The organism is Flavobacterium taihuense (genome assembly GCF_019351435.1).
GTDB lineage: Bacteria > Bacteroidota > Bacteroidia > Flavobacteriales > Flavobacteriaceae > Flavobacterium > Flavobacterium taihuense.
In genome coordinates this window covers 16,745-33,549 of record NZ_JAHWYN010000028.1, presented here as the reverse complement: position 1 = coordinate 33,549, position 16,805 = coordinate 16,745, and the positions used below count along the sequence as shown (strand labels likewise).

The following is a 16,805-nucleotide window of genomic DNA, read 5'->3' as shown; positions in this document are numbered from 1 at the left end:
TTTTAATAATCAATTTACCCCGAAATTAGGTGGTCAATTTGAACTGGAAAGTGGTGGTCAGTTTGCTCCGGAACTGGTGGTCAATTTACACTGGAAAGTGGTGGTCAATTTGACCGGTTTTTCCACCCATACCAAACAACTTACTCTAAAATAGTATATGCGAATGACTTAAATCCAGCTACTGCAACAATATTTGACCTTGTTAACCCACCAGTTACAAACTTAGAGTACCTTAAAAATAATGTATCAAATTTATACATAGCATCGGACAATTCTACTTGGGTTTATAAAACAAGTCCAGCAGGGTATGTAACTAAGTCATCAAGCGAAGGCTCTTCTAACTTTACCATAATTGGAACCACAATTGATGCAGGTGGGAGTAAGGATGCTAATATTAAGAGAACGGGGAGGGTTGGTGGAGCAAATGGAGTTGATCCTGATGACTTTATAACAAAACAACAGAACGACTTAAAACAAAATAACCTAACCCTTACCACTACTGGAACATCTGGTGCGGCTACCTTAATAGGAAGTACCTTAAATATTCCAAGTTATTCTGGTGGTGGGGGAGCAGTCAATGGTACGTTAAGAACTCTAGGTAGTGGAGTTCTTACAGCTACTTTACAGCAGGTATCAGATAACACAAATGTAATATCCCCCCTGAGAATTAGTACTAGTTCAGTTACATCTAATGGAACTACAGGAACCGCTAATATAGATAATACAGCCTTTGGTGAAACGACTCTTTCTGCATTAACAACTGGTAGAAAGAATACAATGTTTGGATACCAGTCTGGGCTTGCTATTACTACTAGTAGTAATAACACTGGTTTTGGTACGGGTACTTTAAAGGCAGTAAATGGTACTGGTAATGGGTTTAATTCTGCATTCGGATATTTATCGTGTAACTTCCTTACTACTGGGATACACAATACAGGATTAGGTAATGGGTCTTTGTACACTAATACTACAGGTAATGGTAATACCTCAGTAGGTTCTCAAAGTTACGGAGGGGATGCAGGACAGACTACAGGGGATAACAATACTTTATTGGGATACTTAGCCGGTTTTGATTATAGAGTTGGTAGTAATAATACTTTCATAGGTTATCAGGCTGGTAGAGGTTTACAAAATGGTGAATCTAATATATTAATTGGTCCTATAAGTTTTTTAAATACAGGGAGTAATTATAATGTTGTTATTGGAAATATTAATGTTGCCATTGGGTCAAGAGAGACACTATCAAATCATATAATACTAGCTGATGGGCAAGGAAATATAGGTCTTAGGATTAATGATTTAGGACTTACAACCTTACCAAGAAATACTATAGCAAATATAACTGGGGACGCAACAGGTAAAGCTGTAGTCACTAAAGAATTTATGCAAGCTAGTGGTATTACTATTAATGGTTCACTTATACCGCTAAATGGGAGTGCAACTATAACTACAGCACCCCAAACAGTAACAACTCTACCATTAGCCTCTAATTATGTAAATTCAACAGTGACAAGAACTTCCGTGACAGGTTGGACTTTCAATGTGACCGCAGGAAAAAGATATAAAATTGAAATTATAGGAACTTATCAAACTGCTGTAACTACCACTGGTGGAAGTATTGGTTTTATATTGTCTTCTGGGGCTGGTAGCATCATGGGGTTAATGGAGGGGGAGATTGTTCAAACAACGGCGGCGACTGGCTTACGAACAACGATAAGAGCTGTTAATGCAACCAATACCACAGCAGGTAGTTTTATGACTACTACGGGAGTAGGCGTAATAAACTCTCCACATTACATAGGAGGAATATTAAATCTTAAATGCACCACAAGTGGAGTCTTTGAAGTACAGTTTGCTAGTGAAGTAGCTGCTAGTTCAGCTCAACTGAATGCTGACAGCTTATTATTGGTTACGGAATATTAATTACTTATATACTATGAAAACAAAATTTGGAGTAAAACAATTAAAAAACACCACCCCCTTATGGGCATTGTGGATGTTTAGAATTACATTTCTGGTTACAAAAATAGTTGTGGGTTATATTGCGGCTACAAATCTTTTGTCACCTCATGCAAAATACGAGGTTACTTTGTTCTTGACACTTGTAGTTGATCCTTTCGCTTTTGGGTTATCAAAAATGTTTGGTATTCCAAACATAGACAAGTAATGCAGGTTCTCAAGAGGTCGGGAAGTAAAAATAGTCCTCCAACAAATTAATACTTTCTCAGGGTAATTAAAAATTAGCACAAAGCCAACGTTGGAGGACATAAGTCTTCTAATGTTGGCTTTGTTATTTAATAATTATCCTGAGAGCTGCAAATATAGAATAATCAATCATCAATCAAAAAAAATCAAATGAATAAGTATCACCAAATCTTAAACAAAATTATCACTAAAGGAAAGAACCAACAAAACAAAAAGGGTTCAATTACTTATCTTTTAAACCAAACATTAGAATTAAAGCCAATTGATATGTTGGAGCTATTCGAGGGACACGCTGTGGCTCGAAAAAAGCTTAAAGATGAATTAGGTCTATTTATGGCAGGTGAACGTTCTACGGAGGCGTATAGGGATATTGGCGTTTCGTAGTGGGATTATTGCGGTCCTATCCTTGTAAATAGCTATCCTACGTATTTTGAGCAGTTGCCTAAGCTTATTGAGCGTATCAACAAAGAAAAGCGCACCTCAAAGAATTATGTATTGTTTCTAGGTTCTAACAATACTGAGAGTAACCAACAGCCGTGCCTTAGTCTTATTCAGTTCCAGATAGAGAAAGGAAAGCTCGTTGTTACAGCATATCAGCGTAGTTCTGACGCTAATCTAGGCTTGCCCGCTGATATATCACTTGTACTTGATAAGTAAGCAAATAGCACTACCATTGAAGTCTATTACGTTGTTTTTGGGTAATGTTCACGTTTATGAGAACAATCTGGAAGGCACAAAGGCCTTGCTGAGAGGCGAAGAGGTTAAGTTTGCTTTAAACGTTGTTTAAATGGTAATTAAAAAGGCTCTACACATCGTAGAGCCTTTTGTATATTTGTTCTCAAAAAATGTTTATTTTAATTTAAATTTGTGTTCATTTTAATTTTTCGATTATATATCATTTCTGAAAGCTCAATTCTGGTATAAATCGATTTTTGTTGGTTGGTAGTCGCCCGCGTGAGTGATGGCAGTGGAGCTCTTTTTTTGATCCTTTTTTTTAGGATTGAAAAAAAGCGGGAACGGACAGCACGACCGATAGTCTCGTCTTTTGGGACGGGACTATCGGTCACGCCCAAATAGTTATTCTGTTTATGAATTATTGTTACTTGGTTGATTTTCATTTGTTTCAGAATTTTTGGGATTGTTTGTATAATTGCTACATATAAATTTAATACGATGTATGTGGGATTACATTTGAAAAGAAATGTTAAACAAATCAAAATTATGAAAACTAGAAAATTATTATTTGGAATGGCAGTAATTGCTTTGGGATTTATTTCATGTAAAGATGAAAAGAAAATGAAAGCGGAAAAATCGGTTGAAACATACGTTGTTTACGTAGATTCATTAGGGAAATTGGATTCAGTATCTACTAAAGAGAATTGGGAATCTATTCAAACTAATTATGAATTGAGAAATGCAGAAGCAGAAACGGCTTTAGCAGATTTGAAAGATGATGTAAAAGCACAAGAGCAAATCAATGAGAGTAGAGCAAAATACGAAGAATTGAAAGCTAAAATGGATGCACAAACAGAAGCTGAAAATCAAGCTAAAATTGCTGCAAGTCCAAAACAACAATTGAGAAATGCATTGTTTGGTGAGGGAAAAGTAGGTGATGACATGAATTTTGCTTGGGTAAATGCTAAGAATATTCTAGGTGTTTATCAATTATTCGTTGATACAGCACAGAAAAACAAAGACAGTTATACTCGTGAGGATTGGGATGAGGTGAAGTTAATGTATGAAGCATTGGACAGCAGAAAAAATACTGTTGAAGATGAAGGGCTTACTTCAAGCGACAACGGGAAAATTGCGGGATTGAAATTAAAATTTGCACCAATGTACACTTTGAACAGAATGGGAGCTAAGTCAGACGAAATGGCTAAAGCAAAAAAGGGTAATTAATTATTGATTCAATTAAATGGCAATTAGAAATGATTGTCATTTTTTTATTGCTCTTTAGATATAAATTTATTTAGTAAGATTAAATACGTTAAATAAAAAAATAAATGTATTTAATCTATTTTATGTGTATTTAATCGATTTTTGTTTTTGCAGATTATTTTTTATACTCTAAATTTGCAACACAAAAACGTTGAATCATTAATAGTTATTTAGGATTTTAGATTTGGTTATTTAAAATGGAAATTGACAGTCATGGGGGTGACTGTCTTTTTTTTTGTATTCAACTCAAAAGAGGCATTCTGAAAGTATTTTAAAACGGAAGTAGTTTAGTTTGATATTTTGTAAATCTTGGTAATGTCTTTCAATATTTCAGTAAAATTTATATTTAGGTCGATTAATTTTCCGCTATGAATATCAAAAATCCATCCTGAAACTTTCAAGTCCCTTTCGTTATATGCTTTTTGAACTTCGGCTGTTTTGATGATATTAATGCATTGTTCCTGAACATTCAATTCGATAAGTTTTTTGTATTTTTCTTCTTCATTGGTTATTGTATCAAGTACTTTTCGGTGAAGGCGATACACATCGCGAATGTTTCTTAGCCAAGGATTTAAGATTCCTAAATCGGATTGCTGCATTGCTGCATATACGCCGCCGCAGCCATAATGTCCACAAACGACTATGTGATTTACTTTTAAATGTACGACTGCATAATTGATAACCGACATCGAATTTAAGTCGGTATTTGGAACCATATTGGCAATGTTACGGTGCACGAAAACCTCTCCTGGTTCTAAACCCATAAGCTCTTCGGCAGAAACACGACTGTCGGAACAACCTATATAAAGAAATTCAGGAGATTGACCTTTTGATAATTTTTCAAAATAGCTTTTATCCGTTTTGAGTTGTTTGATAATCCATTTTCGGTTGTTTTCAAAAATTTGTTTAATATCCATAATTTGATTTTGAAATTTAAATATACAAAAATCTAAGTTCTAATTATAAAATGTTGTTTGGGTTGTTCGTATCTAAAGAAAACCAACCCCCATCGAAAAGTATCGATACTTACGGTAACTTTTGGATGGTTTTTTATAATCTCCCAAGCTTCTTCCATTTCTGCTGACCAGTGAATATCATCGAATATCCATACTGTTTCATTGGTAATGGTAGGTAATAAAAATTCGAAATAGTCTAAAGTTGCTTTTTTTGAATGGTTACCGTCGAAGTAAATTAGTTGGTAGTTGATGGTTGATGGTTGATGATTTTTAAAATAACTATTAAATTCAGCAACAGCAGATTCTATATTATTAAAGCCAAATTCCTTCAACTGTAATTGAGCTTGTTTTGCCGTTTCAGGACAACCTTCAAGCGTTATGATTTTTGCTTTCGTACTACCCAGCGCTAGGGCAGAGGTTGCCAATCCTAATGAAGTTCCGATTTCCAACATCGTTTTGGGTTGAAAATAATGTACAATTCGAAGCAATAACTGGGTTCGTTTTGTTGAAATTCCCGCTATTTTGGCAATTTGGGAAATTTGTCTTGTATTGGACTTAAAAACCCGAGAACCTGATCCAAAATCTGTTACTTCAATAGTGTTATTGTTTTGTAAAAAATTGTTTCGGTATTTTTTCAAAACAGCATATTCCGATTTGAATTTCTTGTCATAAAAGCATTTGATTAATAAATTAAAGACAAATGGAGAATGTACCGCATGTTCGTTTTTCGAATGCCAAAGGAATTTTATATAGGATTTGATTTGGAATAGCATAAAAGTTCAATCACAGTTTTGTAATGTGAGGGCGAAGATACTAAAAAGCAAAATAATGTGAAGTGATTCGTAAATAGGGAATAGAAGATTTGATGAATGCAAGGAAGACACTTCTCACTATTTACTATTTAGGTCTCACTTTAAAGACTATATTTGCGCGCTTGGAATTTGTGCCAAGAAAAGAAAAGAATTTTATAATGATGAAGGAAGTACTAGAAGGAACAAATGCTATAACATTGGAAGAGGTAAATCAATGTATTGCTATTTTGTCACAACTGAACGCGGATACAGATCAGATTTTTGAGATACCAAAAGAGCAAAGAATTGCTTTAATAAAAGCCGCTGGACAATTTTCTCGTCCTGACCGCGATGAGTTTGCTAAAAGAAAAAAGGACGGGAAAGCATTGGCCAAACGCAAACAGGAAAAGAAAGACAGAACGGCTCGTAAAGAAACTGGAATCCGTTCTGCGCGTGAAGCAAGTATTTTTGTGGCTCCAAAATTGTTGGCGGTAAATGATCTCGCTAGGAAAGAGCAATTGGAGTTGGAGACACCTAGAAAGTGTTATGTGTGCAAAACGGAGTTTACCAAAATGCACCATTTTTATGACTCAATGTGTCCCGATTGTGGTGATTTTAATTATGCTAAACGTTTTCAAACGGCAGATGTACAAGGGCAAATTGCTGTGATTACTGGATCTCGATTGAAAATAGGGTACCATATTACTCTAATGCTATTGCGTGGAGGCGCAACGGTTGTTGCAACGACTCGTTTTCCGGTAGATTCGGCTTTGCGTTTTGCTAAAGAAGACGATTTTATGGAGTGGGGGCATCGCTTGAAAATTCACGGACTGGATTTAAGACATATTCCGAGCGTGGAGATTTTTTGTAATTTCATTGAACAAAAATATGGTCGATTGGATATTCTAATCAACAATGCCGCACAAACCGTGAGACGTCCTGCGGGATTCTATACTCACTTAATGGAAAACGAAGAGCGACCCATAGCTACGTTGCCAAAATCAGCACAAGAATTGTTGTTGGATCATATCAATTGTTTAGATGAGCTAAAAGTATTGACATCAGGAGCTTCTTCGAATCAAAATATGCCCGTAACTTGGCACGGACCGGAACCTGGAATTGGTTTAAGAGCTTCTGCAAAATTATCGCAAATTCCATATTCTTTTGATAATATGTTGGTCGCACAAGAAGTTTTTCCGGAAGGTAAACTCGATGCCGACTTACAGCAAGTAGATTTGCGAAAAGTAAACAGTTGGAGATTAAAATTAGGACAAATCGAAACTACTGAAATGATTGAAGTGCAACTGGTCAATTCGGTAGCCCCTTTTGTTTTGTGTAACCGTCTTTCCGAAGTAATGAAGAAAGACAACACGGGTAAAAAGCATATTATTAATGTTTCGGCTATGGAAGGGAAATTCTATCGGGATTTTAAGGAAGACCGTCATCCGCATACCAATATGGCCAAAGCAGCCTTGAATATGCTTACGCACACTGCCGCAGGAACCCTAGCAAAAGATGGAATTTTTATGAATGCGGTTGACACTGGTTGGGTAACCGACGAAGATCCAGCAGAATTAGCCAAACGAAAACAAGATGAACAAGATTTTCAGCCGCCATTAGATATTGTTGATGGTGCAGCCCGGGTTATGGATCCGCTGTTTGACGGAATCAATACAGGAAAACATTGGTGCGGGAAGTTTTTGAAAGATTATAATCCGATTGCTTGGTAATAACCGTAGATTTTATAAAAAAAAACCACATCAAAATCTAATTTTGATGTGGTTTTTTCAGTGTTATTCTTTTCTAGTGTGGAAAAACTTTAAATACTATCAGAGCGGTGATATATCCCAATAATTACTTATGTATACTAGTCTATTGATTTTGAGAAGTTGTGTCTTTGTGGTGAAGACCTTACGGAGTTAGTCTTTTAACTTCTTTTTCAATAATGGGTTCCATATCAGCAAAGGTTTCTTTTTTAATTTCTCTGAACTTTTTGAAGAAAGATGTAATTTCATTTTCTAGTTCTTCGTGCTCGGTTCTAAATTTATGTGAATCGTATTTAAAAGGATCATCAATTAGTTCGCCCAAATGGGTAAGATGTTTGGACGTTTTCTCGAGCAGTCTGTCACAGTTTTTGTTTGTTTCAGACAAGCCTGAAGATAGATGTCTCATTTCACCCAAATTTTCTTCATTAATTAGCCAAATGAAATATTTGTCGATAAGATGATACAAAAAATGCAAATCCTGTTTATGGAACTGCAAATCTGATATCCAATGTTCAGTGAGGATATATAATTCTCGGTATTCAGCAGTCCAAGTGAAATCACCTTTTGGTCTTAAACTTAAATTTCCCATAATATCTAAAATATAAAATGAATAATAAGAACAGTTTTGTAGTTGATTAACTACCTAAATACCAGTGGTAGTTATGAATATTTAAAAAAAAATGCAATAGAATTTACAAAAAAAAGTATAGTAAATTTAAGGATTTTATTTTGAAGAAATCTTTTTTAGTCTTTGTTTTTTGGCTTGGATTAGAAAAGATTTGGACAGTATTTTTATATAAAAATTGAACCAATGCCATATTATTTGGATAAAAAAAATGAGACAAAATAGAATTCTGTCATAGTTTTGGTTTGTTTTTAATTTATTAGAAGCTCTTTTTTTTCTTATAAAGGCAGCTTTGTTATGAATAATTAGAGCTTTTGATTAGCAGTTTATGAATAAATTATAAAGATGTATGAAATGTATTTCTTTTTTTTGTAAATTTCCATGTAAATAATTGTGATCTATTTTTATTACAATTTTAGGACTCTGTTATATCTAAAGATTGGTTAATAGATAACTTGTTGTTTTTTAAGGGTTAATATTTTTTTTGCAAAGTATAAGTATGTAATATAATTAGAAGACATCGGGCGTTTTATAATAAACATAATAATCCCTCAATTAATTATGAAAGAGCTTGATGATTATAAATATGCACTTGACGAGTCAGCAATTGTGGCTATTACCGATCCAAAGGGTATAATTATTCATGCAAACGACAACTTTTGTAGGATTTCAAAATACAGTAGGGAAGAGTTGCTTGGGATGGATCACCGGATTATTAATTCCAGTTTTCATCCAAAAGAATTTATCCGAGATTTGTGGGTGACGATTGCCAATGGCAAAATATGGAAAGGGGAACTCAAAAATAAGGCAAAGGATGGAACTGTATATTGGGTTGATACGACAATCGTTCCTTTTTTGAACCAAGAGGGCAAACCATACCAATATGTTGCAATACGATCTGATATTACCCAACGTAAATTGAGTGAAGAAAATCTTCTTAAAAGTCTTAAGGAAGTATCCGATTATAAATTTGCTCTTGATGAATCCTCTATTGTTGCAATCACTAATCAAAAGGGTATTATCAATTTTGTGAATGATAATTTCTGCAAAATTTCAAAATATAATAAGGAAGAGTTAATAGGCAAAGATCATCGAATTATTAATTCGGGTTTTCATTCTAAGGCATTTATTCATGATTTGTGGATTACCATTGCCAATGGCAAAATTTGGAAAGGAGAGCTCAAAAACAGAGCTAAAGATGGATCTTATTATTGGGTAGATACAACCATCGTTCCGTTTCTCAATGAGTTAGGTAAACCTTTTCAATATGTCGCGATACGCTCTGATATAACATTGCGAAAAAAAGCTGAAGAGGATTTGATTAAATACTCTTCAGCCTTGGAATTTAAGAATACTCAATTAGTTGATTTCTGTAATATTGTTTCACACAATTTAAGAGCACCATTGATTAATATTTCAATGTTGATTGATTATATTGATCAAAGCACTGATGACAACGAAAGGCAAATAGTGCATACAAAGATAAAACCAGTGGTCAATAACCTTATGGAAATATTTAACGAATTAGTTGAATCCATTCAAATTCAGCATGAAACAGGAATTCAAGCAGACAAGGTTGATTTAAAGAATTGTCTGGATAAGGTACTAATTGGTTTTGAAACCCAGATTAGGGAATATGAGGCCAATATAGAACTTGATGAAAGTGAAGCGCCAATAATTTATTTTCCTCAAAAATATCTTGAAAGTATTCTGATTAATTTAGTTAGCAATGCACTTAAATACAAGTCTCATGGACGCCAGCCCAGGATTAAAATAAAATCAAAAAAAATAAATGATACAGTACTACTTTCAGTTTGTGATAATGGATTAGGAATTGATTTAGACTTGCATAGAAATAATCTTTTTAAAATTAGAAAAACTTTTCATAAGCATCCTGATGCAAAAGGATTTGGCCTTTTTATGACAAAGACTCAGATTGAATCTAGGGGTGGGAAAATATGGGTCGAGAGCAAGCCAGACAAAGGCAGTACCTTTTTTGTAGAATTTAATAATCAAAATATATGACAGCAATTATGCAACTCACACTAGTAGATGATGATGAAGTATTTGTTTTTCTTACTTCTAAAATGATTGAGCAAAGCAAACTTGTAGATCTCATTAAAATTTTTGACAATGGCTACGATGCTTTGGTTTTTTTAAAAGAAAATTTGGGAAACATTGACGCGTTGCCGGATATTATTCTTCTTGACCTAAGTATGCCAATTATGGATGGATGGCAGTTTCTTGAGGAATATGTTAAGATTAATCCAGTGATTGGAAAAAAGATTACCATTTATATTTGTTCGTCATCGATTTCTCCTGTTGATGTTAGCCGTGCCAAGGCTATCGATGAGGTTTCAGATTTCATCATAAAACCAGTAACAAAGGATAAACTGGTTGAAATGATAAAGAATTTATAAGGTCAATAATACTAATAGTTAAAGAATTGTTTTTTCGAGGGTTCTAAAATTATGGGGTTATTTTATAAATTAAAAAAGCCACAACAGAATTTAATTCTGTTGTGGCTTTTGTTGTTACTAATTTTGAATCAGTCTGAACGATTTTTTCTAATTTACCGAAATTAATTTTACTTCAAAAATAAGTGCCGAACCTCCAGGAATAGGTCCCATATCGTTATTTCCATATCCTAGTTGCGACGGTACCAAAAGAATACCGCTTCCGCCAGTTTTAAAATAAGGAATACCTTCTGTCCAGCCTTTTATAACTTGATTTAAACCAAATGAAATCCCTTCAGGTTTGCTTTCGTCAAATGTAGTTCCATTTGTAAAATAACCTTTGTAGGCTACCGTTACATTAGAAGTAGCAGTTGGTTGTACTCCATTTCCAGGTTCGTTAATCACATAATACAAACCAGAATCGGTTTTTTGTGCATTTAATTTGTTTTTAGCAATATAATCGGTAATTTCTTTGTCGTTTTTAGCAACGAAATCAACTGCTGCTTCTTTTTCAACTGTTACTTCTTTTTCTTTTCCTTTAGAACAAGAAATAAAAAGAGTCAAGGCTAGTAGTAATGATAAAATGTGTTTCATAGTAAATTGGGTTTAAAAAACACAAATATAGCAAAATTTGAAAGTGATTTTTTTAAAAGTATCAGTATCCAAAATAGTAGAATGGGGTTTGTCTGAATTTCTGTTTTAGTTGTCTTAGAATCCTTCCCCGTCATTAAAATAAAAAGTTTGAGAATCACGCCCCAATCCAAAATTTACTATAAAATTGGTAAGGGTCGTTTTATCAAGCAGGACTCTTAATCCTACTCCTACGGCAGGTTGAATAGATTCGAATAATCGGAGGCTTTTATCAATATCACTAGCTGTGGTTGCATTGGCAAATACTGTTCCGCTGATCATTTGATTTTTAGTAATTGGAAAACGGTATTCACTTTCAAAATACATCAAGTTTGTACCTCTAAAAAGTCCTTGTGTGTATCCTTTTCCGCTGCGGCTATTTTGATCCCAACCTATTGCAGGAAGATTCAAATAGGGGAGTTTACCGCTTGCCAAAAATTGACCATAAGCCCAAAACCCGACGACATGTTGCTTGTTTGTTTTACTGATGGGGATAAAATATCTGGTTTCAAGTAATAAAGTAGAGCTGCTGTGTTTGTTGAGATTTGTTTGTGGATTGTAGCGGTAATTCATATTAAGATACAAACCGTTATTCGTATTTATCAGATTGTCTCTAGTGTCGTATATAAAGTTCATACTAACACCATTGACAGCATAATTCTTATCACTAAAACCATATTTTTTGGAGTAATTATAATGGTAGGTGTATTGTTCGTTGGCAACATCCAAAAGCTTATCGTCGATGTTGGAATAACTGTCAAAATGTATTCCTGCTCCAATAAAAAAAGAGGGAAAAATATTGTAAGATACCGTTTCATGAAATTTAAAGTAATTGTAATTCATGGGTTGTTCTATGGTGTTAAAATCGAATGTTTTAAATTCGGTACCCCATGGAATAATATCAGTCCCTAAACCATAATTGGATTGCGAAAAAATATAATATCGAAAGTCACCACTGAAGAAAAATCGATCATTACTGATGTACATGTTGTTTTTCAAATACGTCAGCACTTGTTTTTGGGAACTATAAGAAGCGCCACCCGATAGTAAAGAGATTTTATTTTCCGGTTTTATTTTAAAACTAAATTGGCTTATAAATCCAAGAGTAAAACCATTTGCGGGTTGGTAACCTAATGTGGGGAATGCTATTAAATTTGTTTTAGAGTCAGGTTTGCTTATTTTTAGGGTATCTTCCTTTGTGAATAAATCAACAATGGAACGTAGTTTTTGTTTTATTTCCTTATCTTTTTTCTCTTCTTGTGAAAAAGTAGCTTGAGAATAAATAAGAAAAAAAAGAAATACAATTCTCAATTTCAAAATATTTGTAAAATTCATAATGAAGTTTCGTGCTTTAACCAAAATGTGTATTTGGATTTTGCTAAATCTATTCTTTGAAAACAAAACATAAAACTAAACAAATTTTCTTTGTAAGGATTTAATTTAAGGTAATAAACTTGTTTTATTACTTGTTTCTGTAACACAATCTGAAAAAACAGGGATAAAAAGCATGTAAATTTGAAGTTATTACTTTAATTTGAAATAATGTATTAAAAATGAATTCCAAATTTGATTGAAACTTCCGGATTGAGTAAAGGTAAATTGTACTCTTTGTTGTCCAGAATGAATTCATCATTACCTGCAACTTTAAGGCTTAAACCTGCCCAGGGCGATATATAGATGTTTTTGTAAATTGTGAAATTATAACCTAAACTTCCGTTTAATAAAAAGTTTTCGAAATTTTTTGTAGCATTACTGGTGTCACTTTGAATATTACTTTTCCAATAAACGGGTCCACCTCCAATCCACCAGCCTTTCCAATTGTCTTTCAAAAAGCGATCCAAAACTACGGCATAAGCCTTTACGTTATGATTGGTAAAACCGTCTTTGGTTGTGAAGTCGGGTTTGTTGACATCGGCAATAAGAGCTCTGGTGCGCCATTTCTTTTTACCTACCCAAACTGCTCCAAAATAACCTCCGGTTGCATACGGTAGAACATCTAATTCCACTCCAAAATTCCATTTTGAAGGTTCATTTTTTTGGAAAGAATCGGTATCGTTTTTAGACTGCGCCTGTAATTGCATGGAAATGACTATGAAAACAAGGAGTGTTGCTTTTTTCATTAGAATGATTTATGAAATATAAATTTAGGTTAAAAGATTGAATTCTAAAAGTATATTTTTTTAAAATAAATGGAGAAAAAAAACTGAAGGTTAAATTTTGTTGTGACTTTTTTATGTTAAAATAAATGAAATTTCTCCCTTACGGAAAACTGAGAAATTGAATTAAGGTGCTTATTACGTGTTAATTATATGGTTATTTAAAATGTATTATTTTTTTTTGGAATTTAAATTGACTTTCAAGCCCACAGAAAAAAGTGAGTAATCTTGGCTGAAATTTGAATTAGTAAGATTATCACTGAGTTGAAATTGTATCTGTAATTTAATGTTTTCAAAACCAGCTTGAACGGTTAAAGCGGGTTCTACTAACCAATACGAGTTATTAGTTTTTAAATAATCAACTTCATAATAATTTCCGCTAATAGAATTGTAATTTATATTTGCAAATCTTCCTGATAAAGAAGCGATAAAGTATTTGCTACTAAAACTTATGCAGGGTTGTAAACCCAAACGAAAAAAGTTAGCTTTAATTTCTTGAAGATAATCGTAATTTTCGCTGTATTTCATACTACCATAACCTAGTAGTCCATAAGTTTCAAAAACAAATGAGTTTGATATTTTTTTATAATAACCAATACCCAATTCTACAAAATTACCCGAACCATTTGATGCATCATCCGAAGATTTAACCCAATCAGTATTAAGCTGTATGGTAATTTTATCTGTCAATCCATAAGCGCCTTGCAATTCAAAACCATCAGTGCTTTCTGATACATTGAGGCCTAAAGACAAATTGGTTTGCCCTTTGTTTTTCATTACGGGCACATTTTGGGTATTTGGTACATAATATACAGGACCACATCCGGTTAATGTAGCAAAAATTAAAAATAAGACTCTGTTTTTCATAGGATTGAATTATTTTAATATTGGGTAATATTATTAACTCCTAGAATAGGTGTGTTAATCGGTTAAATTTACATGTAGGTTGTAAATTAGTTTTTAATGATAATTTTCGTCAGTTATGAATGATGCGCTTTGATGAATGGTCGTCGCATCAAGAAAAATATCATTAAAAAACGGCTCTTGACTTATTTGCTATGACGAACCTTTTAACTAAATTTTATAATAATAGCTTTGAGGAAGTGTTATTAATATACAAAATTACCACATTTATTAACAGTAATTTGTTTTTTATACAAAAAACAAAAACCACAATAGAATTTATATTCCATTGTGGTTTTAAAACTATTTTAAATAAGTGCTCAAATTCTGCAAACTGAATTCTGAACACTGCAAATTAAAAATTTACCCTTCCATCTTGGCACTCAGTTCAAACCATCGTTCCTCTTTACTTTCAATTTTCTTGATGAGATTTTCGAGTTCTTTGGCTTTCTTTTCGATGTCGGCATCGGCTACTTTTCCATCCGAGAACAATTGCTCGATCTTGGTTTTATCGATTTCTAAATCTTTGATTTCTTTCTCAATTTTCTGAAATTCTTTTTGCTCGTTGAAAGTCAAATTCCCGGTTGGATTGTTTTGCTTCCATTCTTTTTTTTCTGTTTTGTTATCTTCTTTCTGAGCTACATCAGTACTGTCTTCATAGGCTCTAAAATCCGAGTAATTTCCAGGAAATGTTTCAATCTCACCCTGACCTCTAAAAATGAACAACTGATCCACGATTTTGTCCATAAAATAACGGTCGTGTGAAACCACTACCAAACATCCCGGATAGTCCAAAAGGAAACTTTCTAATACATTTAAAGTAACAATATCCAAATCATTCGTTGGCTCATCGAGAATCAAAAAGTTTGGATTCTGAATCAAAACGGTACACAAATACAAACGTTTCAATTCACCACCACTCAGTTTTTCTACGTAATCGTATTGTTTTTTGGCATCAAAAAGAAAACGCTCCAACAATTGAGAAGCCGAAATCAATCTGCCTTTCGTTAACGGAATAAATTCTCCGTATTCCTTAATAACATCAATTACACGTTGACCCGGTTTTGGGTTAATCCCGCTTTGGGTATAATAACCAATTTTAATTGTATCTCCAATTACTACTTTTCCACCATCTAAAGGAATAGTTCCTGTCAAAAGATTTAGGAAAGTAGATTTTCCGGTTCCGTTTTTACCAATAATTCCAATGCGTTCTCCACGTTGAAAATCATAACTAAAATTATCCAGAATGATACGATCCTTGAATTTTTTGGAAATTTTGTGAAGCTCTATGATTTTACTTCCCATTCGTTCCATATTAATCTCCAGTTCCACCACGTTTTCTTTTCGGCGACTTTGGGCTTTTTCCTTTATATCGTAAAAATCATCCTGACGCGATTTTGATTTGGTTGTTCTCGCTTTCGGTTGGCGACGCATCCATTCCAATTCTTTGACAAACAAGTTTTGCGCTTTATCGACACTCGCATTTTCGGAGGCAATGCGCTCTTCTTTTTTCTCTAAGTAATACGAATAGTTTCCTTTGTATTGGTATATTTTTCCGTTGTCCAGTTCGATGATTTCATTACAAACGCGCTCCAAAAAGAAACGGTCATGCGTTACCATAAATAACGTGATATTCTCTTTTGCAAAATAACTTTCCAACCATTCGATCATTTCGAGATCCAAGTGATTCGTCGGCTCATCCAGAATCAATAAATCGGGACGGTTGATCAAAATGATAGCAAGAGACAACCTTTTTTTCTGTCCACCCGAAAGACTTTTTACTTTCAGTTTAAAGTCTTCCAACTTCAGTTTGAACAAAATTTGTTTGTATTGTGTCTCAAAATCCCATGCATTGTGTCGATCCATTGCGTCAAAAGCTTTTTGGTATGCTTCTTCGTCTTCAGGATTTTCTAATGCTTTTTCGTAAGCTTCAATTACTTTCAAGCTCTCATTGTCCGATGCGAAAATACTTTCCTCAATCGTCAATTCATCTTGTAGTTTATTGTCCTGTGACAAAAAAGCCATTCGGATACTTTTTCGAAGTACCACTTGTCCAGTATCAGGCTCGTCAAAACCGTTTATGATGTTCATAATAGTGGTTTTACCCGAGCCGTTTTTGGCGATAAAAGCAATTTTTTGGTCTTTGTTGATTCCAAAGGAAATGTCTTTGAACAGCGTACGCTCTCCAAAAGATTTAGATATATTCTCTACTGATAAATAATTCACAAGGCTAATTTTTTGGCAAAAGTAAGCTATTATAAGACTAAATGCGAATTGTTTATTTTTAAACGCAATGTCAAACGCTTAAAGGACAAACATTATTTAACAGTAAATACAGATATAACGCCAAAGATGGGGTTTAAACGGCTTTCATGA

General features: G+C 33.7%; 17 protein-coding genes. 8 read left to right on the top strand and 9 right to left on the bottom strand.

What is annotated here, in order from left to right; genetic code table 11:
* Nucleotides 1-777 precede the first annotated feature (777 nt).
* The 4 genes from KZH69_RS19185 (at nucleotide 778) to KZH69_RS20620 (ending at nucleotide 2,862) form a co-directional block, all read left to right on the top strand.
* Nucleotides 778-1,923 carry a hypothetical protein gene (locus KZH69_RS19185; RefSeq protein WP_219319089.1) on the top strand — a complete coding sequence of 382 codons (1,146 nt, stop codon included), beginning with the start codon at nucleotides 778-780 and terminating at the stop codon, nucleotides 1,921-1,923.
* Between the two features lie 13 nt (nucleotides 1,924-1,936).
* Entirely contained in the window at nucleotides 1,937-2,167 is a 231-nt protein-coding gene (locus KZH69_RS19180; RefSeq protein WP_219319088.1) for a hypothetical protein, read from the top strand.
* Nucleotides 2,168-2,355: 188 nt separating this feature from the next.
* On the top strand, nucleotides 2,356-2,589 hold the full coding sequence (locus KZH69_RS20625) for a hypothetical protein (protein ID WP_255558512.1): 234 nt from the start codon (nucleotides 2,356-2,358) through the stop codon (nucleotides 2,587-2,589).
* A gap of 54 nt (nucleotides 2,590-2,643) precedes the next feature.
* Complete coding sequence (locus KZH69_RS20620; RefSeq protein WP_255558511.1) at nucleotides 2,644-2,862, top strand: thymidylate synthase; 219 nt, start codon at nucleotides 2,644-2,646, stop codon at nucleotides 2,860-2,862.
* Between the two features lie 197 nt (nucleotides 2,863-3,059).
* Here the strand turns inward: KZH69_RS20620 and KZH69_RS19170 are convergent, their stop codons facing one another.
* Complete coding sequence (locus KZH69_RS19170) at nucleotides 3,060-3,323, bottom strand: hypothetical protein (protein WP_219319087.1); 264 nt, start codon at nucleotides 3,321-3,323, stop codon at nucleotides 3,060-3,062.
* A 103-nt stretch (nucleotides 3,324-3,426) separates the two neighbouring features.
* Here KZH69_RS19170 and KZH69_RS19165 point away from each other — a divergent pair, with 103 nt between their 5' ends.
* Nucleotides 3,427-4,107: a DUF6565 domain-containing protein gene (locus KZH69_RS19165; RefSeq protein ID WP_219319086.1), complete on the top strand. Its 681-nt coding sequence runs from the start codon at nucleotides 3,427-3,429 to the stop codon at nucleotides 4,105-4,107.
* Nucleotides 4,108-4,433: 326 nt separating this feature from the next.
* On the opposite strand, the gene KZH69_RS19160 is transcribed toward KZH69_RS19165, so the two are convergent.
* Both KZH69_RS19160 and KZH69_RS19155 read right to left on the bottom strand, forming a co-directional pair.
* Entirely contained in the window at nucleotides 4,434-5,063 is a 630-nt protein-coding gene (locus KZH69_RS19160) for a carbonic anhydrase (protein WP_219319085.1), read from the bottom strand.
* A 32-nt stretch (nucleotides 5,064-5,095) separates the two neighbouring features.
* Complete coding sequence (locus tag KZH69_RS19155; RefSeq protein WP_219319084.1) at nucleotides 5,096-5,875, bottom strand: O-methyltransferase; 780 nt, start codon at nucleotides 5,873-5,875, stop codon at nucleotides 5,096-5,098.
* A 197-nt stretch (nucleotides 5,876-6,072) separates the two neighbouring features.
* Between KZH69_RS19155 and KZH69_RS19150 the strand changes: the two genes are divergently transcribed.
* Complete coding sequence (locus KZH69_RS19150) at nucleotides 6,073-7,623, top strand: SDR family NAD(P)-dependent oxidoreductase (protein WP_439649470.1); 1,551 nt, start codon at nucleotides 6,073-6,075, stop codon at nucleotides 7,621-7,623.
* Nucleotides 7,624-7,804: 181 nt separating this feature from the next.
* Here the strand turns inward: KZH69_RS19150 and KZH69_RS20615 are convergent, their stop codons facing one another.
* Nucleotides 7,805-8,248 carry a hypothetical protein gene (locus KZH69_RS20615; protein ID WP_255558510.1) on the bottom strand — a complete coding sequence of 148 codons (444 nt, stop codon included), beginning with the start codon at nucleotides 8,246-8,248 and terminating at the stop codon, nucleotides 7,805-7,807.
* A gap of 597 nt (nucleotides 8,249-8,845) precedes the next feature.
* Between KZH69_RS20615 and KZH69_RS19140 the strand changes: the two genes are divergently transcribed.
* Together KZH69_RS19140 and KZH69_RS19135 are read left to right on the top strand one after the other, a co-directional pair.
* Nucleotides 8,846-10,309 (top strand): PAS domain-containing sensor histidine kinase, encoded by a 1,464-nt coding sequence (locus KZH69_RS19140; RefSeq protein WP_219319083.1) that lies wholly within the window; start codon nucleotides 8,846-8,848, stop codon nucleotides 10,307-10,309.
* A gap of 8 nt (nucleotides 10,310-10,317) precedes the next feature.
* Nucleotides 10,318-10,704 carry a response regulator gene (locus KZH69_RS19135; RefSeq protein WP_255558509.1) on the top strand — a complete coding sequence of 129 codons (387 nt, stop codon included), beginning with the start codon at nucleotides 10,318-10,320 and terminating at the stop codon, nucleotides 10,702-10,704.
* A 147-nt stretch (nucleotides 10,705-10,851) separates the two neighbouring features.
* Here the strand turns inward: KZH69_RS19135 and KZH69_RS19130 are convergent, their stop codons facing one another.
* The 5 genes from KZH69_RS19130 to KZH69_RS19110 form a co-directional block, all read right to left on the bottom strand.
* Nucleotides 10,852-11,334, bottom strand: a complete 483-nt coding sequence (locus tag KZH69_RS19130; protein ID WP_219319081.1) for an FKBP-type peptidyl-prolyl cis-trans isomerase — start codon at nucleotides 11,332-11,334, stop codon at nucleotides 10,852-10,854.
* Nucleotides 11,335-11,448: 114 nt separating this feature from the next.
* Nucleotides 11,449-12,705, bottom strand: coding sequence for a BamA/TamA family outer membrane protein (locus KZH69_RS19125; protein ID WP_219319080.1), 1,257 nt, complete (start codon nucleotides 12,703-12,705; stop codon nucleotides 11,449-11,451).
* Nucleotides 12,706-12,917: 212 nt separating this feature from the next.
* Nucleotides 12,918-13,490, bottom strand: a complete 573-nt coding sequence (locus tag KZH69_RS19120) for a hypothetical protein (protein ID WP_219319079.1) — start codon at nucleotides 13,488-13,490, stop codon at nucleotides 12,918-12,920.
* Nucleotides 13,491-13,697: 207 nt separating this feature from the next.
* Nucleotides 13,698-14,393: a hypothetical protein gene (locus KZH69_RS19115; RefSeq protein WP_219319078.1), complete on the bottom strand. Its 696-nt coding sequence runs from the start codon at nucleotides 14,391-14,393 to the stop codon at nucleotides 13,698-13,700.
* A 399-nt stretch (nucleotides 14,394-14,792) separates the two neighbouring features.
* Complete coding sequence (locus KZH69_RS19110; RefSeq protein WP_219319077.1) at nucleotides 14,793-16,655, bottom strand: ABC-F family ATP-binding cassette domain-containing protein; 1,863 nt, start codon at nucleotides 16,653-16,655, stop codon at nucleotides 14,793-14,795.
* Nucleotides 16,656-16,805 lie beyond the last annotated feature (150 nt).

What these genes read in the sequence shown, in the direction of transcription:
- KZH69_RS19185 (WP_219319089.1), top strand. Translation starts at nt 778, where the DNA reads ATGTTTGGATACCAGTCTGGGCTTGCTATTACTACTAGTAGTAATAAC.
- KZH69_RS19180 (WP_219319088.1), top strand. Translation starts at nt 1,937, where the DNA reads ATGAAAACAAAATTTGGAGTAAAACAATTAAAAAACACCACCCCCTTA.
- KZH69_RS20625 (WP_255558512.1), top strand. Translation starts at nt 2,356, where the DNA reads ATGAATAAGTATCACCAAATCTTAAACAAAATTATCACTAAAGGAAAG.
- KZH69_RS19170 (WP_219319087.1), bottom strand. Translation starts at nt 3,323, where the DNA reads ATGAAAATCAACCAAGTAACAATAATTCATAAACAGAATAACTATTTG.
- KZH69_RS19165 (WP_219319086.1), top strand. Translation starts at nt 3,427, where the DNA reads ATGAAAACTAGAAAATTATTATTTGGAATGGCAGTAATTGCTTTGGGA.
- KZH69_RS19160 (WP_219319085.1), bottom strand. Translation starts at nt 5,063, where the DNA reads ATGGATATTAAACAAATTTTTGAAAACAACCGAAAATGGATTATCAAA.
- KZH69_RS19155 (WP_219319084.1), bottom strand. Translation starts at nt 5,875, where the DNA reads ATGCTATTCCAAATCAAATCCTATATAAAATTCCTTTGGCATTCGAAA.
- KZH69_RS19150 (WP_439649470.1), top strand. Translation starts at nt 6,073, where the DNA reads ATGATGAAGGAAGTACTAGAAGGAACAAATGCTATAACATTGGAAGAG.
- KZH69_RS20615 (WP_255558510.1), bottom strand. Translation starts at nt 8,248, where the DNA reads ATGGGAAATTTAAGTTTAAGACCAAAAGGTGATTTCACTTGGACTGCT.
- KZH69_RS19140 (WP_219319083.1), top strand. Translation starts at nt 8,846, where the DNA reads ATGAAAGAGCTTGATGATTATAAATATGCACTTGACGAGTCAGCAATT.
- KZH69_RS19135 (WP_255558509.1), top strand. Translation starts at nt 10,318, where the DNA reads ATGCAACTCACACTAGTAGATGATGATGAAGTATTTGTTTTTCTTACT.
- KZH69_RS19130 (WP_219319081.1), bottom strand. Translation starts at nt 11,334, where the DNA reads ATGAAACACATTTTATCATTACTACTAGCCTTGACTCTTTTTATTTCT.
- KZH69_RS19125 (WP_219319080.1), bottom strand. Translation starts at nt 12,705, where the DNA reads ATGAATTTTACAAATATTTTGAAATTGAGAATTGTATTTCTTTTTTTT.
- KZH69_RS19120 (WP_219319079.1), bottom strand. Translation starts at nt 13,490, where the DNA reads ATGAAAAAAGCAACACTCCTTGTTTTCATAGTCATTTCCATGCAATTA.
- KZH69_RS19115 (WP_219319078.1), bottom strand. Translation starts at nt 14,393, where the DNA reads ATGAAAAACAGAGTCTTATTTTTAATTTTTGCTACATTAACCGGATGT.